Raw genomic sequence first — 25,385 nt, 5'->3', positions numbered from 1 at the left:
CGCAATGAGTACCCATGCAAGTTCAACCCGTAGTTCCCTCGCACCGCGCCCTGCCCTGCTGGATGGCGCAGGCCTGCGCCGCGCACTGGTCGAGGCAGTGCGCAAGCTGTCGCCGATGCATCTGGTGCGCAGCCCGGTGATGGCGGTGGTGATGGCCGGCACGATCGTGGCCGCGATCGTCACCCTGACCGGCAATGCGCCGCTGGGCTTTGGCCTGGCGGTGACCGCGATCCTGCTGGTGACCGTGCTGTTCGGCAATTTCGCCGAAGCCGTGGCCGAAGCACGTGGCCGTGGCCAGGCCGCATCGCTGCGCCGCGCCCGCCAGGACCTGGTGGCGCGCCGCCTGGCCGCACCGCAACCGGGTGCCGCGGAAACCCAGCTGCCAGCCGCCGAGCTGCGCCCGGGCGACCATGTGATCGTCAGTGCCGGTGAGCTGGTACCGGCCGATGGCGAGATCGTGCAGGGCCTGGCTACCATCAACGAAGCAGCGGTGACCGGCGAATCGGCACCGGTGCTGCGCGAGGCCGGTACCGACCGTTCCGGTGTGATCGGCGGAACCAAGGTGCTGTCCGACCAGATCATCGTGCGGGTGACCGCCGAGCCGGGCCACAGCTTCCTGGACCGGATGATCGCGCTGGTGGAAGGCGCCAACCGGCAGAAGACGCCGAACGAGATCGCACTGACCCTGCTGCTGGCGGAGATGACGCTGACCTTCCTGGTGGTGGTGGCGACGCTGCCGGCCATTGGCGCGGCGGTAGGCGTGCAGGTTGACCCGCTGCTGCTGATCGCGCTTCTGGTCTGCCTGATCCCGACCACCATCGGCGGCCTGCTGCCGGCCATCGGCATCGCCGGCATGAACCGCGCGTTGGCCGCCAACGTGCTGGCCAAGTCGGGCAAGGCGGTGGAAGTCGCGGGCGACGTGGACGTGCTGCTGCTGGACAAGACCGGCACCATCACCTACGGCGATCGCCAGGCCAGCCACTTCCATCCGTTGGCCGGTATCGATGCCAGCCAGCTGCGTGAAGCGGCGCTGTTGTCCTCGCTGGCCGACCCGACCCCGGAAGGCAAGTCGATCGTGCGCCTGGCGCGCGAACAGGGCTGCGCCACCGCTGAACCGGACCACGCCGAGTACCTGGCGTTCAGTGCGCAGACCCGCATGTCCGGCGTGGACCTGGAACATGGCCGGCAGATCCGCAAGGGCGCGGCCGATGCGATCCGTGCCCACGTGCAGGCACTGGGTGGGAGTGTGCCGGCTGAACTGGCCGGCCGCGTCGAGCAGGTCGCACGCAACGGTGCCACCCCGCTGGTGGTGGCCGAGGGCCGCCACGTGCTGGGCGTGATCGAACTGTCGGACGTGGTCAAGCACGGCATGCGCGAGAAGTTCGCGCAGCTGCGGGCGATGGGCATCCGCACGGTGATGATCACCGGCGACAACCCGCTGACCGCCGCCGCGATCGCTGCCGAAGCCGGTGTCGACGACTACATCGCCGAGGCGCGACCGGAAGACAAGCTGGCGCGCATCCGCCAGGAGCAGGCCGGTGGCCGCCTGGTGGCGATGGTCGGTGACGGTACCAACGACGCCCCGGCACTGGCCCAGGCCGACATCGGCCTGGCGATGAACTCCGGTACGCAGGCGGCGAAGGAGGCCGGCAACATGGTCGACCTCGATTCGGACCCGGCCAAGCTGCTGGCAGTGGTGGAAGTAGGCAAGCAGCAGCTGATCACCCGCGGCGCGCTGACCACCTTCTCGCTGGCCAACGACGTCTCCAAGTACTTCGCGATCCTGCCGGCGCTGTTCGCCGCGGCCGTTCCGACCATGGCCGCCTTGAACGTGATGCAGCTGTCGAGCCCGCGCAATGCGGTGCTGGCGGCGCTGATCTTCAACGCCCTGGTGATTCCCGCCCTGATCCCGCTCGCCCTGCGTGGCGTGCGCTTCCGCCCGGCCACCGCAACGGCGCTGCTGCGCCGGAACATGCTGGTGTACGGCCTCGGCGGCGTGCTGCTGCCGTTCGCAGCGATCAAGGCGATCGACCTCCTTCTTGTCCTGGTATTCGGCGCATGAACCGTTCTGCTTCCACCTCCACTTCCCTGTCCCGCGAACCGAAGGCCGAGGCCCGGGTGGCCAGCCTGCAGGACGGCGCCAGCTGGCGCCCGGCGATCGGCCTGGGCCTGGCCACCCTGCTGCTGGCGGGTGCGGTCTACGCCGGTATCGCCACCGGTTTCGCCGGCCTGGCCTACCCGACCCAGGCCGAGGGCAGCCTGCTGCGCGATGGCAGCGGCCAGGTGCGCGGCTCGGCGTGGCTGTCGCAGCCGTTCGCCGGTGACGGCTACTTCCAGGCACGGCCATCGGCGGCCAACTACGACCCGATGGCGGCAGCCGGTTCCAACATGGCGCGCAGCAACCCGGCGCTGGCCGAGCGTGTTGCCGCCAGCACCGCGGCGGTGGCCGCACGCGAAGGCGTTGCCCCGGCGCAGGTTCCTGCGGACCTGGTCACCCAGTCCGCCGGCGGCCTGGATCCTCAGCTGTCGCCGGCTGCAGCGCAGTTGCAGGTGGCACGCGTGGCGCGTGCCCGTGGCCTGCCGGTGGAACGCGTGCAGGCGTTGGTGCAGGCGCATACCGAAGGTCGCCAGTGGGGCCTGTTCGGCCAGCCGCGGGTGAACGTGGTGACGCTGAACTTCGCGCTGGACCACGCGCCCAAGGCGCCGTGATGCCGGCCTGCACCGGCTGCGCGCACAATGGCGGCCATGACAGCGGCACCCATGACTGATGCGCGTACCCGCCAGGCCGATGCCCTGGTCGAAGGCCTGCAACGCGAAGCCGGCGGCAAGCTGACCGTGTTCCTCGGTGCGGCGCCGGGCGTGGGCAAGACCTACACCATGCTGACCCGCGCGCAGGAACAGCTGCGCCGCGGCGTTGACCTGGTGGTCGGGTTGGTGGAAACCCATGGCCGTGCCGATACCCAGGCGCTGCTGGAGGGGCTGCCACAGCTGCCGCTGAAGGACGTGGCCTACCACGGCCATGCCCTGCAGGAGATGGACCTGGATGCCGTGCTCGCACGGCATCCGGCCTTGGTGCTGGTGGACGAACTGGCCCATCGCAATGCACCCGGCAGCCGCCACGAGCGGCGCTGGCAGGATGTGATGGAGCTGCTGGACGCCGGCATCGACGTCTGGACCACGGTCAACATCCAGCATCTGGAAAGCCTCAATGACGTGGTGATGCGCATCACCGGTGTGCGGGTCAGCGAGACCGTGCCGGATGGGGTGCTCGACCGCCTGCATGACATCGTGCTGGTCGACCTGCCGCCGCGCGAGCTGATCGCGCGCCTGCAGCAGGGCAAGGTCTATGTGCCCGAACAGGCCGCGCAGGCGCTGCAGGCGTTCTTCTCGCCGGCCAACCTCACCGCACTGCGCGAGCTGGCCATGCAGGAGGCCGCCGACCGCGTCGACAGCAGCCTGCGTGAAGCGCGCGCCGCGCGCGGCGAGAGCAACCTGCCACTGCGTCGTGGCGTGCTGGTGGCCATTGATGGCGGCGGTCAGAGCGAATACTTGGTGCGGGTGGCGCGGCGCATCGCCGAACGCCGCGATGCGCCGTGGACGGTGGTGACCGTGCAGGGCCGACGCCAGGACGAGGCGACCCGGCGCGAGATCGATGCTGCGTTCGCCCTGGCACGCCGCCTCGGCGGCGACGCCGAACTGCTGCACGGATCAAGCATCGCCGATGCCCTGCTCGACCATGCCGCGCACAACGGCGTGTCGACCCTGGTGCTCGGCCGGACCCGCGAACGTCCACTGGCGCGGATGTTCAACCGCACCCTGACCCAGCAGCTGATCCAGCGCGGCGCGCATTACGAGATCACCATCATCAGCACCCCACAGGCACGTGCGCGCTCGCGCCGCGAGGGCCTGCTGCCGCCGATGCGCGGCATCAGCTACGAACCGGTGCAGGCGCTGATCGCCACCGCGCTGGCCTGTGCGGTGGCATGGCTGGCCGAACGCTGGGTCGGCATGGCCGACCTGTCGATGGTGTTCATCGTGGCGGTGGTGCTGGTGGCCGCACGCACGCGCGCCAGCGTGGCGGTGATGGCGGCGATCCTGTGCTTCCTCGCCTACAACTTCCTGTTCATCGCGCCGCGCTTCACCTTCGCCATCGGCGCGCGCCAGGGCGTGATCACCGTGTTCCTGTTCCTGGCCGCCGCACTGGTGGCCGGACGCCTGGCCTCGCGCCTGCGCATGCAGGTGATCGCGCTGCGTGCGGCGAATCGACATGCGCGTGCGCGCCAGCAGCTGGGACGGCAGCTGGCCAGCGCGGCCGGCAACGGCGAGGTGGCGCAGGCGGGTCGGCATGCACTGGAACAGGCCATGGACGTTCCAGCGTGGCTACGGATCGGCGCCGATACCGCAACCGGTGGCCGCAGCCAGCCGGGCGATACCGACTTGGCCGCCGCCGATTGGGCACTGCGCCACGGCCAGCCGAGCGGGCGCTTCACCGACACCCTGGCCGGTGCGCAATGGTGGTTCCTGCCGCTGCTGGATGGCGAAGACCGCGCCATCGGCGTGGCGGGCCTTTACCTGCCCGGCGCACAGGCGCGCCTGCTGCCCGAGCAGCGGCAGCTGGCCGAGGCGATGGTCGACGACATCGCCCAGGCCGCGCTGCGCACGCGGCTGGTGGCCGAACTGGAGCAGGCCCACGTCAGCAACGAGACCGAGCGGCTGCGCTCGGCCCTGCTCTCTTCGGTGTCACACGACCTGCGCTCGCCGCTGGCGGCGATGATCGGTTCGGCCGACAGCCTGGCCAGCTACGGTGCGGCGATGGATACGGCTGATCGCCGTGCCCTGCTGGACACCATCCTGGTCGAAGGCGAGCGGCTGGACCGCTACATCCAGAACCTGCTGGACATGACCCGGCTCGGCCACGAAGGGTTGAAGATCAACCGCGACTGGATCGGCGTGGACGAGCTGATCGGCTCGGCGGCGCGGCGCCTGCAGCGCTACCAGCCCAAGGTGCGGCTGGAGCTGGATATTCCGGCCACGCTCGCGCCAATCTGGGTACACCCGGCGCTGGTTGAACAGGCGGTGTTCAACGTGATGGAAAACGCGGCCAAGTTCTCGCCACCCGATGCCGCCGTGCAGGTGCAGGCGCGCGAACTGGACGGACAGCTGCGCATCGATGTGATCGATGCCGGCCCCGGCATTCCCGATGACGAGCGCGCGCGCATCTTCGACATGTTCTACAGCGTCGAGCGCGGCGACCGTGGCCGCCACGGCACCGGCCTGGGCCTGACCATCTGCCAGGGCATGGTCGGTGCGCATGGCGGCAGCGTGCAGGCGCTGCCCGGACGCGACGGTCGCGGTACCCTGATCCGCATCACCCTGCCCCTGCTCAAGCCAGCCTCCCACGATGAGCCCGACTCCGATTGACGCCAGCGCGCCGGCCCCGCGCGTGCTGGTGATCGATGATGAAACCCAGATCCGCCGGTTCCTGGACATCAGCCTGCGCGCGCAGGGCTACCAGGTGCGGCAGGCGGCCACCGGCCAGGAAGGCCTGCAGCTGGCGGCCAGCGAGGACATGGACCTGGTGATCCTGGACATCGGCCTGCCGGACATGGAAGGCCACGAGGTGCTGGAGCAGCTGCGGCAGTGGAGCCAGGTGCCGGTGATCATGCTGACCGTGCGCGCCGGCGAGGCCGAGAAGGTGCGGGCGCTGGACACCGGCGCCAATGACTACGTGACCAAGCCGTTTGGCACGCAGGAACTGATGGCGCGGGTGCGGGCGCTGCTGCGCACGCGCAGCGTGCCCAGCGACGGCACGCCACCGGTGTTCGACGATGGCCATCTGCATGTGGATCTCGTACGCCGCGAAGTGGCGCTGGATGGCGAGCCGGTAGCGCTGACCCGCAAGGAGTACGCGCTGCTGTCGCTGCTGCTGCGCAATGCCGGGCGGGTGGTGACCCAGCCGCAGATCCTCCAGGAAATCTGGGGCCCGACCCACCAGCACGACACCCATTACCTGCGCATCCTGGTCGGCAAGCTACGGCACAAGCTGGGCGATTCAGCGCTGGATTCGCGCTACCTGTTCACCGAGCCGGGCGTGGGCTTGCGTTTCAAGGGGTGAGGGTGTGTCGACCAAGGTCGACACCTACCAACAGCTCCAGGACATTGTCAGGGGTGGGGCGGTGTCGGAATGCGGGGTGTCAGCCGCATGGATGCGGCTGCCAAGCTTACAGGGACGTACTTGCTGCGTCCCCGCACTCCGACACCGCCCCGCCATCCCCCGGATAGCCGGCCTTTGACGTTGACGTTGACGTTGACGTTGACGTTGATTCGGCGAGTGCCGGGCGCAGCCCGGCCCCACCTCAGAACCCCAGCGGGGTGTCGCCCAGCACCGGCTGCAGCTGGCTGCGGAACAACGCCTGGATGCGTTCCAGTGCCGCCTCGTCGTTGCCCTCGAAGCGCAGCACCAGCACCGGCGTAGTATTGGAAGCACGCACCAAGCCCCAGCCATCGGGGAAGTCCACGCGCAGGCCGTCGATGGTCGACAGGCGGCCGCCCACATACGGGTTGTCCGGCGACTGTGCCGCCGCCACCAGCATCGCCACCAGCGCATGCGGCGTGCCTTCGGCCACCGGCACCTTCAGTTCCGGCGTGGCCACCATCTCCGGCAGCTCGGCCAGCACCTCGTCCGGGGTTTCCTCGCGCTGCGCCAGGATCTCCAGCAGTCGCGCGGCGGCATACAGGCCATCGTCGAAACCGAACCAGCGCTCCTTGAAGAAGAAGTGGCCGCTCATCTCGCCGGCCAGCTCGGCATCGGTCTCGCGCATCTTCGCCTTCATCAGCGAGTGCCCGGTCTTCCACATCAACGGGCTGCCACCATTGCGCAGCACGTGATCGGACAGCTTGCCGGTGCACTTCACGTCGTAGATCACCATCGCGCCGGGGTTGCGCATCAGCACGTCGGCGGCGAACAGCATCAGCAGGCGGTCGGCATAGATGATCCTGCCTTCGCCGGTGACCACGCCCAACCGGTCTCCGTCGCCATCGAAGGCGACGCCGAGGTCGGCGCCGAAGCGCTTGACCGTCTGCACCAGGTCTTCCAGGTTGGCCGGCTCGCTCGGGTCGGGATGATGGTTGGGGAAGGTACCGTCGACATCGCAGTACAGCGGGATGACTTCGGCGCCGATGGCTTCCAGCAGCTGTGGTGCAAGCGCACCGGCGACGCCGTTGCCGGCATCGGCCACGACCTTCAACGGGCGGTCCAGCTGCACGTCGTCGGCGATGCGCTGGATGTAGTCGGCACTGACATCGCGCTGCTGGTAATCGCCCGGCTCGGCCGCCTGCGCCAGGCGCCCCTCGACGATGCGCTGGTAGAGATCGGTGATGGCATCGCCTGACAGCGTCTCGCCGCCGATGACCACCTTGAAGCCGTTGTACTCGGGCGGGTTATGACTGCCGGTGACCGCCACGCAGGTGCCGGTACGCAGGTGGAAGGCAGCGTAATAGACGACCGGCGTCGGTGCCAGGCCGATGTCGATCACCGCGCAACCGGTGCGACGCAGGCCCTCGGCCAATCCCGCAGCCAGTTCCGGGCCGGACAGGCGGCCATCACGGCCGATCACCACCTCGCGCAGGCCCTGTTCCAGCGCCACGGTACCGATGGCCTGGCCGATCAGCGCGGCGGTCTTCGGCGTCAGTTCGCTGCCGACCACGCCACGGATGTCGTAGGCGCGGAAGATGCCGGCGGCCAGTTCCCCGGCAGGGACCGGTGGCGGCGGCGGCGCAGTGTCCGCGGCGCTGGCGGCGGCCACCGGTGGCGGCGCCATCTGCAGGCTCTCGCTCAGGGTCGGGCCATGATCCGCTTCCGCCACGGCCGCACGGCGCGGCAACGGCAGCGACTTCGGCAGCCGGCCGCGACCCACCACCAGCAGCACGGCGATGAACGCCAGCAGCAGCGCGACGATGGCACTGGCCAGCGAACCCAGGCCCAGAGGACCGGCTTCGACATTCGGTACGGCGGCCACCAGCCGCAACGGCGTGCCCGGAACCGGGCGCGCCAGCGCTTCGGCGCTCTCGGCCAGGCCGGCGTCGCCCTGGGCAACGAGGTCATGCGTGCCTTGGCGCAGGCCGAGGAAGCCGGTGGACGGGGCGCTCACCTGGTCCAGCGGCGAGGTCAGCCGCAGCAATGGCTGGCGCACGTAGAGCACTGCCGGGCCAAGGCTGCCCAGCTGCACCGGAGCCGCCAGACCCAGGCGATTGCCACCTGCATCGCGCACCACGCGCAGGCCAGGCTTGCCCTCGGCCAGCGCTTGTTCCAGCAGGGCCAGGCGTGCGTAGCCGAAGGTGGCCGGGTCGGCATAGGCCGTGGCCAGATCGGCGGTCAGCACGTCAGCCTGCTCCACGCCGGTCCAGCTCTCGCGCACGGCCAGCGCCGCTGCCGCGGCGTCGCCGGCCTGCAGTGCCTGCTGCACGCGTTCGTTCTTCAACTGCTGCTGCAGCTGCTTCAGCTGGCCGGCTGCGGCCTCCTGCAAGCCCTGCACGGCCTGGTCACGCGCTTCTTCCAGCGCCTGGCCGTTGGCCTCCTGCCGCCATTGCTGCACCGCGCTCCATCCGAACCAGCCGGCCAGCAGGACCAGCAGCACCCCCAGTAGTGGCGCACTGCGTCCCAACGACCGTTCCCGCTGCCCTTCCCCGATGCCGCTCATCAATGTCCCCCGTCAACGCACCCCGGTATGGCCGAATCCACCCGTTCCCCGCACGCTGTCGGTGAAAGTATCCACCACCTGCAGGCTGACGCGGGCAATCGGCACGACCACCAGCTGCGCGATGCGATCGCCCGGCTCGATGGTGAAGGCCTCGCGGCCACGGTTCCAGACGCTGATCAGCAACGGACCCTGGTAATCGGCGTCGATCAGGCCGGTGCCGTTGCCGAGCACGATGCCGTGGCGATGGCCCAGCCCGGAACGCGGCAGGATCACCGCGCACAGGTGCGGATCAGCGATATGGATGGCCAGGCCGCTGGGCACCAGCGCGGTGTCGCCCGGCTGCAGGGTCAGCGCGGTATCCAGCGCCGCGCGCAGGTCCATGCCGGCGCTGGCTTCGGTGGCGTAGGCCGGCAGCGGCCAGCTGTCGCCGAAACGCGGATCAAGCAGCTTGACCTGCAGCGGTTGGGAAGTGGAAGCCTGGGTCATGCCTGGAGTCTCCGCGCGATCAGCGCCAGCAGTTGTTCGGCCAGCTCGCGCTTGGAGGTGGCCGGAAATACCTGTTCACCGTCCTGCCAGAAGGCCGTGGCGGCGTTGTTGTCACTCTCGAATCCACCACCGCTGATGCCGACCTGGTTGGCGATCACCAGGTCCAGGCGCTTGTCGACCAGCTTGCCACGCGCATATTTCTCCACGTCGTGGGTCTCGGCGGCGAAGCCGACCACCAGCTTCAGCGACTGCGTCTGTGCAGCGACTTCGGCGAGGATGTCCGGCGTGCGCACCAGCTCGATCACCAGCGACTGGCTGTCGGCAGTCTTCTTCAGCTTCTGCGGCGCGACCTGGCGTGGCGTGTAGTCGGACACCGCGGCGGCACCGATATAGATGTCGGCCGGCAACGACTTCAGCACGGCATCGCGCATCTGCGCGGCCGAGCGCACGTCCACGCGCTGCACGCCGGCTGGCGTCGGCAGCTGTACCGGACCGCTGACCAGCACCACCTGGGCACCCATCGTCGCGGCGGCCGCGGCCAGGGCAAAGCCCATCTTGCCGCTGCTGCGGTTGCCGACGTAGCGCACCGGATCGATGTCTTCATAGGTCGGGCCGGCGCTGATCAGCAGCCGAAGGCCCTGCAGCACGCGGGTTTCCGGTGCGACAACCGCCGCTGCAGCACTGCCATTGGCAGCCAGCGCGGCAACGATGTCGCCCGGTTCGGCCAGACGGCCGGGACCGGATTCGCCTTCGGCCAGCGGACCGTCGACCGGGCCGATCACCTGCGCGCCGCGCTGGCGCAGCAGGGCGATGTTGGCCTGGGTGGCCGGATGCAGCCACATGCGGTGGTTCATCGCCGGGCAGATCGTCAGCGGCGCGGTACTGGCCAGGCACAGGGTGCTGACCAGATCATCGGCGTGGCCCTGGGCCAGCCGGGCCAGCAGATCGGCGGTACCCGGGGCGACCACGATGCGGTCGGCCCAGCGGGCCAGCTCGATGTGGCCCATGGCCTGTTCGGCGGCGCTGTCCCACAGCGTGGTGCGGGTGGGCTGCCCGGACAGGGCCTGGAAACTGAGCGGAGTGACGAACTGCTGTGCTCCGGCGGTCATCGCCACCTGCACCTGGGCACCGGCGTCGCGCAGGCGCCGCACCAGTTCCAGGGCCTTGTAGGCCGCGATCCCGCCTCCGACGCACAACAGCAGTTTCTGACCTTCCAGCGCGCGGGCCGGCGCGGGGGAAGCGTTGGGGGAGTCAGCCACCTGGAATTCCTGTGCAAACGAGGGCGCTAGCTTACCCGATGGTCGGTAATGTCCCGGTGCAGGGCGCACATAGCGGGCGGCTATCAGCAGATGGAGTCCGTCTCCGTTGACCCGGGATTCACCCGGTACCAGTTTCGGACCTTTCCTATACCTCTACGGGTCTGCGCTTTTGCAGAATCAGGCATTGGCTGCCGCCCGCCGTGGCCTGTTCGACCTTCGAGGAGCCGCGTGCATCCGCGCATCATCATCGCCGACGACCATCCCGTGGTCCTGCATGGCATCCGTATCGTGCTGCAGACCTACCTGATGGACATCGTCGGCAGTGCGCGCGACGGCGCCCAGCTGCTGGAGCTGGTGGATCACCACGACTGCGATGCGGTGCTGACCGACCTGTCGATGCCGGGTGCCGGTCCGGACGGTCCGGAGCTGATCGACGCGCTGCGCATGCGCCGCCCTGGCCTGCCGGTGGTGGTGCTGACCGGCGCCCGCCATCCCGGCCTGCTGGACAGCCTGCTGCGGGAGGGTATCAGTGGCCTGGTCGACAAGTGCGCCGATTTCGCCGAACTGCCCCACGCGCTGAACGCCGCGCTGGCCGGGCAGGTATTCGTCTCCCAGCAGCTGCGCCACCACCTGCAGGCGCGCGACCTGCTGTTTCCGCGTCAGCCGGCGCCGTTGTCGGCACGCGAACAGGAAGTGCTGGAACTGCTGGCAGCCGGCCTCAGCGTGAACGAGGTCGCCGAGCGCTGTGGGCGCAGCCCGAAGACCATCAGCCGGCAGAAGGCCGAAGCCAAGCGCAAGCTGGGCCTGCAAAACAACCAGGAACTGTTCGACTACCTGCAGACCCGGCGCGACTGAGGCAACCTCCGACCCCAGCCCGCGGCATGCCCCGATGGGAGCCACCGCAAGGTCTGGCGATGATGGGCCATGCCCATCCATGACTGGCCCGAACAGGAACGCCCCCGCGAGAAGCTGATCGCGCGCGGGCCCACGGCACTTTCCGACGCCGAACTGCTGGCCCTGTTTCTCGGCTCCGGGTTCGGTGGCCGCGATGCCGTGCAGACCGCGCGCGACCTGCTGCAGGCGCACGGCCCGTTGAGGGTACTGCTCGACCGACCCGCCGCCGAGCTCGCCCGCCTGCCCGGGCTCGGCCCGGCACGCAGTTGCACGCTTGCTGCCGGGCTGGAACTGGCCCATCGCTACCTGGCGGCTGAGCTGGAGCACGGCGAGGCGGTTGGCAACAATCCGGCGGCGGTCGGCCGCTACCTGCAGCACCGGCTGCGTGGCCAGGCTCGCGAGGTCTTCATGGCCCTGTTCCTGGACAACCGCCACCGCCTGATCGCCTGTGAAGAGCTGTTCCACGGCACCATCAACGCCGCACCGGTCTACCCCCGCGAAGTGGTGCGGCGCGCCCTGCTGCACAACGCGGCGGCGGTGATCCTCAGCCACAACCACCCCTCCGGCGATCCGGAACCCTCCAGCGCCGATACCCGCATCACCGACGAACTGCAGCAGGCGCTGGCGATGGTGGACGTGCGCCTGCTGGACCACTTCGTGGTCGGCGAGGGCCGTCCCGTTTCATTTGCTGAACGGGGTCTGCTATCCCCGCCCCAGCCGCGGCTGTTCGGCTGAGCGCGGCCCTTCAGGCGCCATCGGCCGCCCCCACAGGCATGTTCTGGTCAGCGTGGGCGCGGGTATCTGCGCTAAAATGGGCGATTCCGCCGCTCATTCTCACAGCAGGCCTCGTGAAAAATCTCCTCCGCGCCCTGATCAGCCAAGGCATCGAAGCCTTGCGCGCCAATGGCACCCTGCCCGCCGACTCCCTGCCGCCGGACTTCGTGGTCGAGCGCCCGAAGACCCGCGACCACGGCGACTTCGCCACCAACGCCGCGATGCTGCTGGCCAAGGCCGCGCGCAGCAATCCGCGCGCACTGGCGCAGGCGCTGGTCGAGGCGCTGCCGCGCAGCGAGGACGTGAGCAAGGTCGAGATCGCCGGCCCCGGCTTCATCAACTTCCACCTGGCCCCGGCCGCGTACCAGCGCGAAGCCGCGTCGGTCATCAAGGAAGCCCACGACTACGGCCGCAACCTGTCCGGCAATGGCCGCACGGTGGGCGTGGAATACGTGTCGGCCAACCCGACCGGCCCGCTGCATGTCGGCCATGGCCGCGCGGCGGCGATCGGCGACTGCGTGGCGCGCGTGCTCGATGCCAACGGCTGGAACGCCAAGCGTGAGTTCTACTACAACGACGCCGGCGTGCAGATCGAGAACCTGGCGCTGTCCACCCAGGCACGGATCAAGGGCATCGCGCCGGACCAGGACGGCTGGCCGGAAGGTGGCTACCGCGGCGAGTACATCGTCGACGTCGCACGCGCCTACATGGCCGGCGCCAGCGTCGACCTGGAAGGCAGCACCGTGGTCGGCGCCAAGGACCCGGACGACATGCAGGCGATCCGCCGCTTCGCCGTGGCCTACCTGCGCAACGAGCAGAACCTGGACCTGGCCGCGTTCGGCGTCGACTTCGACATCTATTTCCTGGAAAGCTCGCTGTACGCCGACGGCAAGGTAGCCGAAGCGGTGGCCAAGCTGCAGGCGTCGGGTCATACCTATGAAGAAGGTGGCGCGCTGTGGCTGCGCAGCACCGACTTCGGTGACGACAAGGACCGCGTGATGCGCAAGTCCGACGGCACCTTCACCTACTTCGTGCCCGACGTGGCCTACCACCTGTCCAAGTGGCAGCGCGGCTACGAGCGCGCGATCACCGAGCTGGGCGCCGACCACCACGGCTCGCTGGCCCGCGTGCGCGCCGGCCTGCAGGCGATGGAAGTGGGCATCCCGCAGGGCTGGCCGGAATACGTGCTGCACCAGATGGTCACCGTCATGCGTGGCGGCGAGGAAGTGAAGCTGTCCAAGCGTGCCGGCAGCTACTTCACCCTGCGCGACCTGATCGAGGAAGCCGGCCGCGATGCCACCCGCTGGTTCCTGATCGCGCGCAAGCCCGATTCGCAGCTGACCTTCGACATCGACCTGGCCCGCCAGCAGAGCAACGACAACCCGGTGTTCTACGTGCAGTACGCGCATGCCCGCGTCTGCAGCCTGCTGCGCCAGGCGCAGGAGAAGGGCCTGGTGTACGAGCAGGGCAACGGCCTGGCCAACCTCGGCCGCCTGGCCGACGACGCCTCGCTGCTGCTGATGAACGAGATCTCGCGCTATCCGGAAGTGGTGGAAGCGGCCGGCGTGGCGCTGGAACCGCATTTGGTGGCGCAGTACCTGCGTGAATTGGCGCACGCGTTCCACACGTGGTATCACGGGACGCCGGTGCTGGTGGAAGATGCCGCCGATCGCAACGCCAAACTGACCCTGGCCTGTGCGGCGCGCCAGGTACTGGCCAATGGCCTCGAACTCCTGGGCGTCAGCGCCCCGGAAAAAATGTAAGCATCAGGAGACGCAGTACACATGGCAGCACGACGCGGCAAAAGCCAGGCACGACGCAACAGCGGCAGCCAGGGCACCCCCGGATGGGTGTGGCTGGTGGCCGGTGTAGCGATCGCGGCCGTGGTGTTCCTGGCGGCGCCGAACCTGTTCAAGGGCGAGGGCGATGGCTTCCTGCGCGCCGGTCCGCAGCCGAACCCGAACGCGCAGCCGGCGCCGGTCGCCGATGCCGACAGCGATGTCGGTACCCAGCCGGCCGCGCAGCCGGCTGCGCCGAAGCCGGCCGAACCGGAAAAGCCGGCCGCCACCCAGTACGACTTCTACACCCTGCTGCCGGGCAAGGAAGTCGAGATGTCCGACGCCGAACTGGCCGCCAGCGCGCGTGCCGAAGACCAGCGCCGGGCCAAGGCCGAAGCGCAGCGCGCGCAGGCGGCACTGGAAGGCAAGCCGGTTCCGCCGGCGACCACGACCGCACCGGCACCGGCGGCCACCGCCAGCGTGTCCAGCACCGCGCAGGTGACCGCCACCAGCCGTCCGCTGCCGGCACCGCTGAGTGAACGTCCGGCTGCGGCAACGCCGCCGGCCAGCACGGCCTCGACCAGCACCGCCGCCGCCACGCCGGCAGCGCGCGTGGAAACCGCAACGGCAACGGCGGGTACCCCGGCCACTGCCGCACCGGCGGCCGCCGACAACGCCCGCTATATCCTGCAGGCAGGCGCCTTCGGCGCCTCCGGCGATGCCGAAGCAACCAAGGCCAAGCTGGCGATGATGGGACTTGCGGCGCGCGTGGAGTCAGCACGGATCAACGGCAAGACCGTGTACCGCGTGCGCATGGGGCCGTATGGCAGCGCCGGTGAACTGTCCGAAGCCAAGCAGAAGCTGGATGGCACCGGCCTGCAGGCAATGGCGATCAAGGCCCAGTAAGCCTGCCGCTGTGAATGAAAAAGCCGGGCATTGCCCGGCTTTTTCTTGTTTCTGCAGAGTCGAGCCATGCTCGACTCTGCAAACGGCCATCAGCCTTCGCGGGCGACCTGGAAACCGGCGAACGACTGGCTGACCGGCATCAGTTCCAGGCGATTGATGTTCAGGTGCGGCGGCAGGCTGGCCACCCAGAAGATCTGTTCGGCGATGTCTTCGGCGGTCATCGGGTTGGCGCCGTTGTAGAGCTTGTCCGACGCCGCCTGGTCGCCGTGGGTACGCACCACGGTGAACTCGGTTTCAGCCATGCCTGGCTCGATCGTGGTCACGCGCACGCCGGTACCGTGCAGGTCCGAACGCAGGCCCAGCGAGAACTGGCTGACGAAAGCCTTGGTGCCACCGTAGGCGTTGCCACCCGGGTACGGGTAGACGCCGGCCACCGACGAAATATTGATGATCGCGCCCTTGCGCTCCACCAGCTGCGGCAGCAGGCGGTGGGTCAGGGTCACCAGCGCGGTGATGTTGGTGTCGATCATCGTGGTCCAGTCCGACAACTTGGCGCTCTGTGCCGGCGCGGTGCCCTGCGCCAGGCCGGCGTTGTTGACCAGCAGATCGATCTCGCCAAAGGCGGGCGGCAGTGCCAGCAGCGCCGCTTCCATCGCAACCGGATCGCGGATGTCGAAGGCGGCGGCATGCACCACGTCCTTGCCGTAGCGATCGACCAGCGGCTGCAGGCGTTCGCCGCGGCGGCCCGTGGCGATCACTTTCCAGCCGGCCTGGGCGAAGCGGTGGACGGCGGCGGCGCCGAAGCCGGACGTGGCGCCGGTAATCAGGACAGTGCGGGTCATCAGGCAACTCCAGGGGGAAAAACCGGACGCCCATTCTGGCATTCCCGGCCCGTCCTGAGTTGCCCGCCGTCCTGCCGTCCCCCCGGCTCAACGCACGCGAAACACTCTGGCCTTGGGCAGGTCTTCGTCGACCTGCAGGAACCAGCGCCCGGCAATTCCTGGAACAACGGCGATCTGCGGCGACTGCAGCACCTTGCGCAGCTTCATCTGCCCCTTCATCACCTGCCATTGCTGGCCGTTATCAAGGGTGAACAGCGTGCCGGGCTGCCAGCCTGCGACCTCTCCGACCACGCGTGCATTGACCGGTCCTTCTTCCAGGCCCAGATGCATTGCTGCCGGTGCCGGCACATTGGCAGGCAGCGGCGCAGCGGCGGGGGCCACCGCTGCCGTCGGCCCGGTGGCCGCGCGCTCTGCCTCGCGCAGTACCCGGTTCAGCGCCTGCAACTGCGCTGGACTGAGCCCGACCTCGGCCAGTTGGGATGCACTCAGGCGCCGCTCGACGGGTACGAAGCGGTCCTGGGCGAAGGCAGCGAAGCTGCTGGCGAGCAGCAGTGCGGAAAACAGATACCGGCGCATGCAAGGGTCTCAGCGAACGAGTGCCCACGATGCTGCAGTTCGATGACACTCCGGTGACACGCCAGGGGCCGGTACAATGGGCCATGATCAACAACGATGTCCTGCGCAGCGTGCGCTATTCCCTGGACCTGGGCGACCACCACGTGGTGACCCTGTGCCAGATGGCCGACCCGGCCTTCGCCGTGGATCCCGAACAGGTGAAGGCCTGGCTGCGCCGCGAGGACGAAGCCGGTTTCGAAGCGATGAGCGACAGCGCGCTGGCGCACTTCCTCGATGGCCTGATCGTGCACCTGCGCGGTCGCGACGAGAGCCAGCCGCAGCGCGCGGTGGAAACCCGCATCGACAACAACCTGGTGCTGAAGAAGCTGCGCGTGGCGTTCCAGCTGCGCGACGTCGATCTGATGGAGATCTTCGCCAGCGCCGGTTTCAACGTCTCCAAGTCGGAAGTCGGTGCGCTGTTCCGCCAGCCCGGGCACACCAACTACCGGCGTTGCCTGGACCAGATGCTGCGCAACTTCCTCAAGGGCCTGAGCCTGCGCTTGCGCGGCTGAGCACGGCCTCGACGAACGCCCGCGCCGCCGGTGTCGGCAGCCGCTGCCAGACCAGGTGCACGCGGCGGGTCGGGGTTGGCTGCAGCGGAATCCGCACCACGCCCTGGAAGCCTTCGGCGATCAGCGCCGGCACGATGCCAACCGCCAGACCATGGCGGACGAAGCGCTCGACCAGTTCCATCAGGTTGACCTCGAAACGCACTGTGTGCGGCAGGCCAGCGGCGACGAAAGCATCGTCGGTCTGCCGCCGCGCACCGGTGCCGCGCGGGAAGTCGACCAGCGCCTCGTCCTGCAGTTCGGTCAATGGCAGCCGCTTGCGCCTAGCCAGCCGATGCGAGGGGGCCAGCACCGCCACCAGGTCTTCTTCCTGCAGCATCTGGTGGCAGACCCCGTCCAGGCCGGCCGAGGGCGCCAACCCCACCAGTGCAACATCCAGGTCACGCGACTGCACCTGCGCGATCAGGTCCTCGCTCTTGTCCACCCGCAACTGGAATTCCACCTGCGGGTGCGCCTGCTGGAACGCGGCCAGCATCGCCACCACATCGATATCGGTCAGCGAGGAGATCTGCCCGATCGCCAGCAGCCCGCGCACCTCGCCACTGACCGCGGCCACGTCGGCGCGCAGGTGGCGCAGGCTGACCAGCACCTGGCGTGCGTGCACCAGCAGCGCCTCACCCGCTGCCGTCGCCCTCACCTGCCGCGGCAGGCGCTCGAACAGCGGCGTGCCCAGTTCCTGCTCCAGGTAGGCAATCTGGTGGCTCAACGCGGACTGCACCACATGGCAGCGTTCGGCGGCACGGGTGAAATTGCCCTCTTCGGCCAGGGCAACGGCAAATTCGAGCTGCTTGAGATTCATCCAACTATCTCGTTTCCAGATGGCATGGATGATGATGATTCATTTCCATCATGGCCGCAGCAGGTGGACACTGTGCCCCCCGCTTCCTGGATCACCGCGTGAGCCCGTCCCTCCCCCCTCTGCACCGCTGGCAGGTGCTGCTGATGTCCGTGGCTACCGGCGTGGCCGTGGCCAGCAACTACTATGCGCAGCCACTGCTGCACACCATTGCCGATGCCTTCGGTGTGCCGTTCGGCCAGGTCGGCATGGTGGTCACTGCGGCACAGCTGAGCTATGCCGCCGGACTGATCCTGCTGGTGCCGCTGGGAGACCTGTTCGAACGCCGCCGCCTGATCGTGGTGATGAGCCTGCTGTCGGCCGGCGGACTGGTGATCAGTGCCTGCGCACCGTCACTGACCTGGCTGCTGGTGGGCACCGCCATCACCGGCCTGTTCTCCGTGGTCGCCCAGGTGCTGGTGCCGTTCGCGGCCACGCTGGCCGCGCCGGAACATCGCGGTCGCGTGGTCGGCACGCTGATGAGTGGCCTGCTGCTGGGCATCCTGCTGGCGCGCACCGTGGCCGGCCTGCTTTCCAGCCTGGGCGACTGGCGCCTGGTGTATGCGATCGCCGCTGCCACCCTGGTGCTGACCGCACTGGCATTGCAGCGCGGTCTGCCGCGATTCCACCACAGCGCCGGCTTGGGCTATTTCGCATTGCTGCGCTCGATCGGCGTGCTGTTCGTGCAGGAACCGGTGCTGCGCCAGCGCACGCTGCTGGGCGCCTGCAGCTTCGCCATGTTCGCGATCTTCTGGACCCCGCTCGCGTTCCTGCTGGCACAGCCGCCGTATGCCTACAGCGACGCCACCATCGGCCTGTTCGGGCTGGTCGGTGCGGCCGGTACGCTGGCGGCCGGCCTGGCTGGCCGCATGTCCGACCGTGGCCAGACCGGGCGTGCCACCGCCATCGCACTGCTGCTTTTGCTGCTGTCGTGGCTGCCGCTGGGGCTGTCCGCACACTCGCTGCTGGCATTGCTGGTGGGCGTGGTGGTACTGGACCTGGCCGCACAGCTGTTGCACGTCAGCAACCAGAACCTGATCTACGCACTGCAACCGGCGGCACGCAACCGCCTCAATGCCGGCTACATGACCGGCTATTTCATCGGTGGTTCGCTGGGTTCGCTGCTGTCTGCGCAGGTCTACCAGCGCTTCGGCTGGACCGGCGTATGCGTGGCCGGCGCTGCCGTGGCTGCGCTGGCCCTGCTGCTGTGGCTGCCCGGCGCGCTGCGCGCGCGCCAGGCGTCGCTGGCCGACTAGAAGCTGCCCTGCAGCGCCAGCTCCCATCGCCCACCGGCGTTGCCGGGGAACAGGCGCTTGGCTGCGTTGTCCGTGTCATGCACGGTGGCGCGCAGTTCCCATGCCGGGGTCAGCGAGGCGATGGCACTGAGCTGCCCATGCAGGTAGTCCGGGCCCTGCGCGGTGGCCAGCCAGTACTGGCCCACCGCTGCTTCCAGGCGGAGGCGTTCGTGCAACGGCACACGCACACCCAGCTGGGCATAGGTACCGCGATGGCCGCCGGCCAACGCATCGTTGGAATGGGCGACCTGCAGCCAGGCGCGCTGCTTCCAGGTCACCGTGGTGTTGAGCTCGGTCCAGTCCAGCGCGCGGCCGGTGCCCGGGTACACGTAACGGGTCAGGTTGGCATCCAGGCTCCAGTCCGGTGCCAGTGCGCCGGACCAGCCCGCCACCAGGTCGAACTCGCTGCGCGCGCCATTGTCCGGCTTGAACGAAACGTTGGACCCCCACACGCTGGCGTACCAGCCCGCTGGGATCGAGACCTTCGCGCCGGCCTGCACCGCCGGGTCGCCGTCGCTCTGCGAGCTGCCGCGCCATACGTAGTCACTGGTCAACGCCGCACTGCCACTGACCTGCACCTGTGCCTGCGCGCTGCCGATCCCGAGCAGCCCTGCCAGGGCGGCCACCAGCGCCGCCATCATCCCCTTGCTGTTCACTGCACTGTGTTCCTCGTCGAAGGCGGTCACGCCGCCGGGAACGCAGTGTCGAGGCGAGGGCCGTAACGGATCGAGGGTGCTGCCGGGCCCGTGGCGCAAATTCGGCGTAAATCCCGTGGACTGCGGCCAATGCCAGCAGCGCGGTATCATGGCGCCCTGTTTCCAGGAACCAACCGCGTGGACGCCATCCTGACTCCGGTATCGATCGGCGAGCTGATCGACAAGATCACCATTCTCGAGATCAAGGCCGAGCGCATCGACGATGCCGCCAAGCTGGCCAACGTCCGCACCGAGCTGGACGGCCTGCTGCCGTTGCTGCAGCAGCTGCTGCACGCACAACCGGCACTGGCCGCGCTGAAGCAGCAGCTGAAGGTGATCAACGAGCGCATGTGGGACATCCAGGACCAGCTGCGCGACAAGGAAGCGGCCCAGGTGTTCGACGATGCCTTCATCCAGCTGGCACGCGGTGTCTATGGCACCAATGGCGAGCGCGTGCAGGTGAAGAACGAGATCAACCGCGTGGCCGGTTCGGCCCTGGTCGAAGAAAAGCAGTACCAGGGCGAGTAACCCCGCCTCAATCAGCGTCGATCAGATGGCGGAAGCGGAACAGCTCGCCATCGTTGCGGATGCCCAGCTTGCGGTAGGCCGCTCGCTTCTGCGTGCTGATGGTGCTGGCCGCACGCCCACTGCGGCGTGCCATCTCGCCGGTGCTGCAGCCACGCAGCACCCACTGCAGGACAGCGCGCTCGCGCGTACTCAACCGTGGTGAACGCATGGACTGCTGGCGCTGCCGGCGGGACTGGTTCAACTGTGCACGCAGCTCCGGCGGCACGAAGCGCCCGCCGCGGGCGACCACGCTCACTGCGCGCAGCAGCATCTGCGGCGCGCAGGCCTTGGACAGGAATCCGCGCGCACCGGCCTGCAGGGCCAAGGACACGACACCCGCGTTGCAGTGTGCGGACAGCACCAGGATCGGCACTGCCGGCCAATGTCGTGATACGTGCCGCAGCAGTTCCAGGCCTTCCCCGCTGTCACCGATCGGCAAGGCGTCAACCAGCAGCAGATCGATCGCAGCTGCCTGCTGCTGCAGGCGCTGCAGCAGATCACCGCTGCGGCCATAGCTTCCATCGACCTGCAGGCCCGCCTGCCGGGCCAGCAGTTCCTGCACGCCATGCCGCAACAGTGGATGCGGATCCAGCAGCAACAAGCGGCAGGGAGAATCGCGGGGCGAGGGAAACGGGGGCATCGTTGCATTCCTGCAGGACAGGCCACTCACCCTAGGGCGCAGCCGACGCCTGCGGAATCCAATTCGTTGCAATGCCGCCCGTCCACCTCAACACGGTCAGGTAGCGTTTGCCCAGCCGGAAACGCAACAGGCCCGGCATGGGCCGGGCCTGTCGAGGCATCTTCAGCGCGCAGGCGCGCCGAGGAAGCAATTACCAGCTGAAGCGCGGGCCGACGGTGTATTCCTTGTCGCCGTGGCGGTTCATCTTCAGCTCGCCGTTCAGGCCCCAGTTCTGGTTCAGCTTGACCTGACCACCCAGGCGACCGTACCACTGGCCGTCGATATCGACGCCGTGCTTCTTGGCGTAGTCTTCGTAGCCGACCATGCCGTAGACCTCGGCGTGGGCACCGAAGGCGGTGCGGATACCGGCTTCAGCGCTGTAGCCGTTGAAGTCCAGGCCGTGCTTGCGATCGAACTTCTGGTAGGCAACGCGGGCAACGAAGTCGGTCGACGGAGCGATTTCGACGTTGTAGCCGGCACCGACCTTCCACTGGTCAACCTTGATGTTGGTGTGGTCGACTTCCTGACGGCTGTATTCACCGAACGCGTGGAAGTTCGGCAGGAAGCCGTAGGAACCCTTGACGCCCCAGCCGTCAGCCTTGATGCCATCGACGTCGGTCTTGGCGTAGTCGGCTTCAGCGTAGTTGTACGACAGGTTCTCAGCAGCCGAAGCGGTGAACGGCAGGGCAGCGGCCAGGGCCAGAGCAATCAGCGAATTCTTCATGGGGGTACACCTTTACTTTCTTATGGTGTGCAGCAGCGCCAGGGCGCCATCGCATCGGGAATGTAAATTCTCCGTTATTCGCCACAACGCTCCCTGAAAACAGTGGTCTTCGCATTGCTGAATTTTTGGGCTTGATTCAGGCTCCGTCTGGCATACGCGCGCGTCGCGCGTGCATCTGTAATCCTTCGACGATTGCAACAGGAGGTTGCCTTGCTCGTTTCCGATCCGCTGCGGACGTGTGTCCGCGCCGCTGTCTTTGCTTGCATTGCCCTCTTGTCGCCACACACTGCACGTGCGCTGCAGGCGACCGACTACCAGCGCGCCGAACGCGTGCATGACAGTCATCTGCGCGGTGCGCTGCGCAATGCTTCGGTCCTGCCCCACTGGCTGGCCGATGGACGATTCTGGTATGAGCGCGAAGACACTCAGGGCCGGCGCCAGGCGGTACTGGTCGATCCGGTCCAGGCGACACGCCAGACCCTGTTCGAACCCACTGCGCTGGACGCTGCGGTTGCGCCGCTCGGTGCCAGCGGGCCACGCCTGCGCCTGGCCAGCGTGCAGCAGGCGGACGATGGCCTGCGCCTGCGGTTCAGCGGAGAAGTGCCCGTCGATTGCCAATGGCCGCGCTGGCAATGCGCACGTTCGCCGGATGCGCGGCCGCCGGCCGATGCACTGCCTTCGCCCGTAGGCGATGCGTGGCTGCAGGTGCGCGACAACAACCTGTGGCTGCAGTCGCCTGGCACGGCGCCACGGGCACTGACCCACGGCGGAGAAGCCGGTAATGGCTATGGCGTGCTGCCGGACTTCGCCCTGCGCGGTATTCCACGCCGTCAGGGCCGGATGGCGGTGCGGCCGTTCGCGGTTGGCTGGTCTGCGGACGGGCGCTACGTGGCCGGCATCCGCTACGACGAACGCGCGCTGCAGGACTACCCCTATCTGGAAAGCAGCCCGACCCACAGCGCGCGGCCGCGCGTGCATACCGTGAAGCTGGGGGTGCTGGGCGATGCACAGCAGGTGCGCGACACCCTGTTTGTGGTGGATACCCGCAGCGGCAGGCAGCATGACATCGCGCTGCCCGAGGGCTGGAACACGCTCAGTGAGGCCGGCATCCTGGGTTGGGACGGCGATCGGTTGTATGCCGTGATCGCGCACTTCGGCACACCGCGCAGGCTGCGCCTGGTGGAGATCGATGCCAACAGCGGTGCACTGCGCACGGTTCTGGAAGAAGCCAGCGACACTCGCCTGCAGCTCAACGTGTATTCCTACAACCGGCCAGCGGTGGCCATCCTGCCCGGGCAGGACACCGCCGTGTGGTTCTCGCAGCGCGATGGCTGGGGTCACCTGTACCGGGTGCGCCTGTCCGATGGCAAAGTGCTGCGCCAGCTCACCCGCGGCCACTGGGCGGTGCGCGACCTGCTGGGTGTGGACGCTGCCGGTGGCTGGGCGTACTTCAGCGCCGGTGGCGTCGACGCGGGCGATCCTTACGTGCGCGGCCTGTACCGGGTATCGCTGCAGGGAGGGCCGGTCCAGCGCCTGGCCGCCGATGGCTACGACCACATGGCCGATGCCGGTACCGGCGCGCTGTTCGGCGGGCGCGCACCCCAGGCGCTGTCGCCCAGTGGTGGCTATCTGGTGGATACCGTTTCCCGTCTCGACCAGCCACCACGCACCGTGCTGCGGGCCAGCGATGACGGTCGCGAGCTGCTGTTGCTGGAAGCGGCGGACAACCGGGCAGTGCTTGCTGCGGGGTGGCGCCCACCGCAGCGCGAACGTCTGCTGGCCGCCGACGGGCGCACGCCGATCTTCGCCACCGTCTACCTGCCCCGCGACTATCGCGATGACGGCAGCTTCCCGGTGATCGATGCGATGTACGGCGGCGCCTTCATCAGCAATGCCCCGGTGACCTACGCCGAAGCGGTGTCCGCGCTGAATCCGGTGTCACGCGCCAGCCTGGCCGAGCTTGGCTTCGTGGTGGTCAGCATCGATGCGCGCGGCACCGGCGGCCGCGACAAGGCCTTCCACGACAGCAGCTTCCTGCACGGCGCCGATGTGCAGCTGGATGACCATGTGGCCGCGCTGCGCCAGCTGGGCGAACGCTACCCGGGCATCGACCTGCAGCGGGTCGGCATCTACGGGCATTCGTTCGGCGGTTACAGCGCGGCGCGGGCATTGCTGCGCTACCCGGCGTTCTACAAGGTGGGCGTGGCCTCGGCCGGCAGCCACAATTTCCAGGGCATGTACGGCGGCGCCCTGCACGGCATGGACCGGCTGTTCGGTGGCGTGCTGCCAGCCACGGCCATGACCGATGGCGTGCCGGCGCCCTTTGCCGGGCTCGACAACGCAGCGCTGGCCGGCAACCTGCGCGGGCATCTGATGCTGGTCTATGGCGAGCTGGACGAAAACGCACCGCCGGCGCTGACCCTGCAGCTCGCCGCCGCCCTGAACAAGGCCCAGCGCAGCTACGACCTGCTGTACCTGGCCCGGCAGGACCACGAGCTGTTCCGCAACGACGCCACCTACACGCACCGCATGTGGGACTACTTCGTGCGCCACCTGGCCGGCCAGCAGCCACCGGATACGGTGCTGGCACCACTGCCCGGTGGCCCGGGCTGAACGGGCGCGCAGAGGATGTCGATCCCCGACGCCCTGGTTCGTCGTGTACTTGAAGGCCGTGCATGCGGCACGGTCCATCCGGAGGCAGGCAATGAGCTACATCGATGGTTTCGTCCTGGCGGTGCCCACCGCCAACAAAGAGAAGTTCCTCGCCCATGCACGCACAGGGGATCCCGTTTTCATCGAGTACGGCGCGCTGCGCGTGGTCGAGTGCTGGGGTGACGACGTACCGCACGGCAAGACCACCGACTTTTTCGGCGCGGTGAAAGCCACGCCGGACGAGACGGTGGTGTTTTCCTGGATCGAATGGCCGGACAAGCCGACCCGCGACGCCGGCATGAAGAAGATGATGGAAGACCCAAGGTTTGATCCGGCGACGAATCCGATGCCGTTCGACGGCGCGCGGATGATCTACGGTGGCTTCGTGCCGATCTACGAACTGACCCGCTGAACCGGGCGGACGTGCTCAGCGCGCGTCCGTTTCATCGCTGGCGGAGGCATGGCCGGCGCCCAGTGCGGCGCCGGCGCCGAGGCCCACACCGCCCATGCCGGCCCCCATTCCGCCACCGCCGCCTCCGCCCGCACGACCGCCCTTGGCATCGCCGTCGTTGCGGCCCTTGCCACTGGCACTGCCCGGCCGGGTCGGCCCCTGCGGCGGTATCTGCAGGTCGGCCGGAATCGGCGCCAGGTCCAGCGCTTCGCGCACGAAGTCGCGCAGCGAGACCACCAGTTCGTGGGTATGCACCGGTCGCCCCTGTGCAAGATCGTTGGCAGCGCGCGCAGCCAACCGCACCTGTTCGTCGGTGCCCAGCAGCAGGATGTCCGACAGCGCCGCTTCAACGGCATCGCGGATGCGGCGCGCGCGATCCGAGCGGGGTTCGGCGATGCCTTCGGCATCTTCGCGCTGGCGCAGGTCGCGGCGATGGCTGGGATCCACGCCCAGTTCGCCGGTGAACGAACCGCCCAGGGTCTTGTAGGCCGCCATCAGCGTGCGCAGCCGTTCGTTGATCTGCCGGTTCTCGCGCTCGCGGCGCTGTTGCAGGGTCTGCATCACCAGCAGGCGGATGCCCACGCCCAGCAGGGTGATCAGGACCAGGCCGGCCAAGGTGGACAGCACGCCCTGCCAGGAACTGAAGTCGATACCGCGCATGCCCG

Annotated in this window: 23 protein-coding genes; 13 read left to right on the top strand and 10 right to left on the bottom strand. The window is 68.4% G+C overall.

Annotation, left to right across the window (positions count from 1 at the left end):
- The first annotated feature begins 4 nt into the window (after window positions 1-4).
- Genes kdpB through AC5P9F_RS14455 form a run of 4 tightly spaced genes read left to right on the top strand, consistent with a single transcriptional unit; the run spans window position 5 to window position 6,115 of the window.
- Window positions 5-2,062, top strand: coding sequence for a potassium-transporting ATPase subunit KdpB (kdpB, locus tag AC5P9F_RS14470; protein WP_495231989.1), 2,058 nt, complete (start codon window positions 5-7; stop codon window positions 2,060-2,062).
- Entirely contained in the window at window positions 2,059-2,709 is a 651-nt protein-coding gene (kdpC, locus tag AC5P9F_RS14465; RefSeq protein WP_308679701.1) for a potassium-transporting ATPase subunit KdpC, read from the top strand. Before kdpB ends, kdpC begins: the two co-directional genes overlap by 4 nt.
- Window positions 2,710-2,760: 51 nt before the next feature.
- Entirely contained in the window at window positions 2,761-5,421 is a 2,661-nt protein-coding gene (locus AC5P9F_RS14460; RefSeq protein WP_111173346.1) for an ATP-binding protein, read from the top strand.
- The gene (locus tag AC5P9F_RS14455; protein WP_005412001.1) at window positions 5,402-6,115 is read left to right on the top strand and encodes a response regulator transcription factor; all 714 of its coding nucleotides are present in this window, start codon (window positions 5,402-5,404) and stop codon (window positions 6,113-6,115) included. Before AC5P9F_RS14460 ends, AC5P9F_RS14455 begins: the two co-directional genes overlap by 20 nt.
- Window positions 6,116-6,356: 241 nt before the next feature.
- Here the strand turns inward: AC5P9F_RS14455 and AC5P9F_RS14450 are convergent, their stop codons facing one another.
- The 3 genes from AC5P9F_RS14450 to coaBC are packed head-to-tail and all read right to left on the bottom strand — an operon-like array spanning window position 6,357 to window position 10,444.
- On the bottom strand, window positions 6,357-8,699 hold the full coding sequence (locus AC5P9F_RS14450; RefSeq protein ID WP_005407764.1) for a phosphomannomutase/phosphoglucomutase: 2,343 nt from the start codon (window positions 8,697-8,699) through the stop codon (window positions 6,357-6,359).
- Between the two features lie 12 nt (window positions 8,700-8,711).
- Window positions 8,712-9,185, bottom strand: coding sequence for a dUTP diphosphatase (dut, locus tag AC5P9F_RS14445; protein WP_005407763.1), 474 nt, complete (start codon window positions 9,183-9,185; stop codon window positions 8,712-8,714).
- Window positions 9,182-10,444 carry a bifunctional phosphopantothenoylcysteine decarboxylase/phosphopantothenate--cysteine ligase CoaBC gene (gene coaBC / locus AC5P9F_RS14440; protein WP_043035173.1) on the bottom strand — a complete coding sequence of 421 codons (1,263 nt, stop codon included), beginning with the start codon at window positions 10,442-10,444 and terminating at the stop codon, window positions 9,182-9,184. Before coaBC ends, dut begins: the two co-directional genes overlap by 4 nt.
- A 228-nt stretch (window positions 10,445-10,672) precedes the next feature.
- Between coaBC and AC5P9F_RS14435 the strand changes: the two genes are divergently transcribed.
- The 4 genes from AC5P9F_RS14435 to AC5P9F_RS14420 all read left to right on the top strand — a co-directional run bounded on the left by AC5P9F_RS14435 (window position 10,673) and on the right by AC5P9F_RS14420 (window position 14,796).
- Window positions 10,673-11,299 carry a response regulator gene (locus AC5P9F_RS14435; protein ID WP_043035174.1) on the top strand — a complete coding sequence of 209 codons (627 nt, stop codon included), beginning with the start codon at window positions 10,673-10,675 and terminating at the stop codon, window positions 11,297-11,299.
- Window positions 11,300-11,368: 69 nt separating this feature from the next.
- A complete protein-coding gene (gene radC / locus AC5P9F_RS14430; protein WP_005407759.1) occupies window positions 11,369-12,073 on the top strand; it encodes a RadC family protein in 705 nt (234 codons plus the stop codon).
- Window positions 12,074-12,186: 113 nt separating this feature from the next.
- Window positions 12,187-13,875 carry an arginine--tRNA ligase gene (argS, locus tag AC5P9F_RS14425; protein WP_005407758.1) on the top strand — a complete coding sequence of 563 codons (1,689 nt, stop codon included), beginning with the start codon at window positions 12,187-12,189 and terminating at the stop codon, window positions 13,873-13,875.
- Between the two features lie 21 nt (window positions 13,876-13,896).
- Window positions 13,897-14,796, top strand: a complete 900-nt coding sequence (locus tag AC5P9F_RS14420) for an SPOR domain-containing protein (protein WP_197596610.1) — start codon at window positions 13,897-13,899, stop codon at window positions 14,794-14,796.
- A gap of 89 nt (window positions 14,797-14,885) precedes the next feature.
- Here the strand turns inward: AC5P9F_RS14420 and AC5P9F_RS14415 are convergent, their stop codons facing one another.
- Window positions 14,886-15,638 carry an SDR family NAD(P)-dependent oxidoreductase gene (locus AC5P9F_RS14415; RefSeq protein ID WP_005411994.1) on the bottom strand — a complete coding sequence of 251 codons (753 nt, stop codon included), beginning with the start codon at window positions 15,636-15,638 and terminating at the stop codon, window positions 14,886-14,888.
- 87 nt (window positions 15,639-15,725) lie between these two features.
- Window positions 15,726-16,214 (bottom strand): hypothetical protein, encoded by a 489-nt coding sequence (locus AC5P9F_RS14410; RefSeq protein ID WP_005407755.1) that lies wholly within the window; start codon window positions 16,212-16,214, stop codon window positions 15,726-15,728.
- Window positions 16,215-16,297: 83 nt separating this feature from the next.
- On the opposite strand from AC5P9F_RS14410, the gene AC5P9F_RS14405 reads away from it, so the two are divergent.
- The gene (locus AC5P9F_RS14405; protein ID WP_005411992.1) at window positions 16,298-16,765 is read left to right on the top strand and encodes a YehS family protein; all 468 of its coding nucleotides are present in this window, start codon (window positions 16,298-16,300) and stop codon (window positions 16,763-16,765) included.
- Here AC5P9F_RS14405 and AC5P9F_RS14400 read toward each other — a convergent pair.
- Window positions 16,734-17,621 carry a LysR family transcriptional regulator gene (locus tag AC5P9F_RS14400; RefSeq protein WP_005411991.1) on the bottom strand — a complete coding sequence of 296 codons (888 nt, stop codon included), beginning with the start codon at window positions 17,619-17,621 and terminating at the stop codon, window positions 16,734-16,736. The genes AC5P9F_RS14405 and AC5P9F_RS14400 overlap by 32 nt on opposite strands.
- A gap of 143 nt (window positions 17,622-17,764) precedes the next feature.
- Here AC5P9F_RS14400 and AC5P9F_RS14395 point away from each other — a divergent pair, with 143 nt between their 5' ends.
- The gene (locus AC5P9F_RS14395; protein WP_219625406.1) at window positions 17,765-18,913 is read left to right on the top strand and encodes an MFS transporter; all 1,149 of its coding nucleotides are present in this window, start codon (window positions 17,765-17,767) and stop codon (window positions 18,911-18,913) included.
- On the opposite strand, the gene AC5P9F_RS14390 is transcribed toward AC5P9F_RS14395, so the two are convergent.
- Entirely contained in the window at window positions 18,910-19,608 is a 699-nt protein-coding gene (locus AC5P9F_RS14390; protein ID WP_032967099.1) for a TorF family putative porin, read from the bottom strand. The two genes, AC5P9F_RS14395 and AC5P9F_RS14390, sit on opposite strands and share 4 nt — an antisense overlap.
- Before the next feature lie 129 nt (window positions 19,609-19,737).
- Between AC5P9F_RS14390 and AC5P9F_RS14385 the strand changes: the two genes are divergently transcribed.
- Window positions 19,738-20,175, top strand: coding sequence for a DUF6165 family protein (locus AC5P9F_RS14385; protein WP_043035177.1), 438 nt, complete (start codon window positions 19,738-19,740; stop codon window positions 20,173-20,175).
- Window positions 20,176-20,182: 7 nt separating this feature from the next.
- Here AC5P9F_RS14385 and AC5P9F_RS14380 read toward each other — a convergent pair whose 3' ends face one another.
- Together AC5P9F_RS14380 and AC5P9F_RS14375 are read right to left on the bottom strand one after the other, a co-directional pair.
- Window positions 20,183-20,854, bottom strand: coding sequence for a response regulator transcription factor (locus AC5P9F_RS14380; protein WP_024956372.1), 672 nt, complete (start codon window positions 20,852-20,854; stop codon window positions 20,183-20,185).
- Window positions 20,855-21,044: 190 nt separating this feature from the next.
- Complete coding sequence (locus AC5P9F_RS14375) at window positions 21,045-21,617, bottom strand: OmpO family porin (RefSeq protein WP_005407747.1); 573 nt, start codon at window positions 21,615-21,617, stop codon at window positions 21,045-21,047.
- A 210-nt stretch (window positions 21,618-21,827) separates the two neighbouring features.
- Here AC5P9F_RS14375 and AC5P9F_RS14370 point away from each other — a divergent pair, with 210 nt between their 5' ends.
- Together AC5P9F_RS14370 and AC5P9F_RS14365 are read left to right on the top strand one after the other, a co-directional pair.
- Complete coding sequence (locus AC5P9F_RS14370; protein ID WP_180882553.1) at window positions 21,828-24,230, top strand: S9 family peptidase; 2,403 nt, start codon at window positions 21,828-21,830, stop codon at window positions 24,228-24,230.
- A gap of 91 nt (window positions 24,231-24,321) precedes the next feature.
- A complete protein-coding gene (locus tag AC5P9F_RS14365) occupies window positions 24,322-24,681 on the top strand; it encodes a DUF1428 domain-containing protein (RefSeq protein ID WP_005407745.1) in 360 nt (119 codons plus the stop codon).
- 15 nt (window positions 24,682-24,696) lie between these two features.
- On the opposite strand, the gene AC5P9F_RS14360 is transcribed toward AC5P9F_RS14365, so the two are convergent.
- The gene (locus AC5P9F_RS14360; RefSeq protein ID WP_043035179.1) at window positions 24,697-25,380 is read right to left on the bottom strand and encodes a hypothetical protein; all 684 of its coding nucleotides are present in this window, start codon (window positions 25,378-25,380) and stop codon (window positions 24,697-24,699) included.
- Window positions 25,381-25,385: the final 5 nt, after the last annotated feature.

The organism is Stenotrophomonas sp. YJH_SMC_4 (genome assembly GCF_059371575.1).
Note: the sequence above shows the minus strand (reverse complement) of the source record. Positions and strands in the feature narration are given on the sequence as shown.

Coding starts and splice junctions, on each gene's coding strand:
- kdpB (WP_495231989.1), top strand. CDS start 5: ATGAGTACCCATGCAAGTTCAACCCGTAGTTCCCTCGCACCGCGCCCT.
- kdpC (WP_308679701.1), top strand. CDS start 2,059: ATGAACCGTTCTGCTTCCACCTCCACTTCCCTGTCCCGCGAACCGAAG.
- AC5P9F_RS14460 (WP_111173346.1), top strand. CDS start 2,761: ATGACTGATGCGCGTACCCGCCAGGCCGATGCCCTGGTCGAAGGCCTG.
- AC5P9F_RS14455 (WP_005412001.1), top strand. CDS start 5,402: ATGAGCCCGACTCCGATTGACGCCAGCGCGCCGGCCCCGCGCGTGCTG.
- AC5P9F_RS14450 (WP_005407764.1), bottom strand. CDS start 8,699: ATGAGCGGCATCGGGGAAGGGCAGCGGGAACGGTCGTTGGGACGCAGT.
- dut (WP_005407763.1), bottom strand. CDS start 9,185: ATGACCCAGGCTTCCACTTCCCAACCGCTGCAGGTCAAGCTGCTTGAT.
- radC (WP_005407759.1), top strand. CDS start 11,369: ATGCCCATCCATGACTGGCCCGAACAGGAACGCCCCCGCGAGAAGCTG.
- AC5P9F_RS14420 (WP_197596610.1), top strand. CDS start 13,897: ATGGCAGCACGACGCGGCAAAAGCCAGGCACGACGCAACAGCGGCAGC.
- AC5P9F_RS14415 (WP_005411994.1), bottom strand. CDS start 15,638: ATGACCCGCACTGTCCTGATTACCGGCGCCACGTCCGGCTTCGGCGCC.
- AC5P9F_RS14410 (WP_005407755.1), bottom strand. CDS start 16,214: ATGCGCCGGTATCTGTTTTCCGCACTGCTGCTCGCCAGCAGCTTCGCT.
- AC5P9F_RS14405 (WP_005411992.1), top strand. CDS start 16,298: ATGATCAACAACGATGTCCTGCGCAGCGTGCGCTATTCCCTGGACCTG.
- AC5P9F_RS14400 (WP_005411991.1), bottom strand. CDS start 17,621: ATGAATCTCAAGCAGCTCGAATTTGCCGTTGCCCTGGCCGAAGAGGGC.
- AC5P9F_RS14395 (WP_219625406.1), top strand. CDS start 17,765: ATGTCCGTGGCTACCGGCGTGGCCGTGGCCAGCAACTACTATGCGCAG.
- AC5P9F_RS14385 (WP_043035177.1), top strand. CDS start 19,738: ATGCCAGCAGCGCGGTATCATGGCGCCCTGTTTCCAGGAACCAACCGC.
- AC5P9F_RS14380 (WP_024956372.1), bottom strand. CDS start 20,854: ATGCCCCCGTTTCCCTCGCCCCGCGATTCTCCCTGCCGCTTGTTGCTG.
- AC5P9F_RS14375 (WP_005407747.1), bottom strand. CDS start 21,617: ATGAAGAATTCGCTGATTGCTCTGGCCCTGGCCGCTGCCCTGCCGTTC.
- AC5P9F_RS14365 (WP_005407745.1), top strand. CDS start 24,322: ATGAGCTACATCGATGGTTTCGTCCTGGCGGTGCCCACCGCCAACAAA.
- AC5P9F_RS14360 (WP_043035179.1), bottom strand. CDS start 25,380: ATGCGCGGTATCGACTTCAGTTCCTGGCAGGGCGTGCTGTCCACCTTG.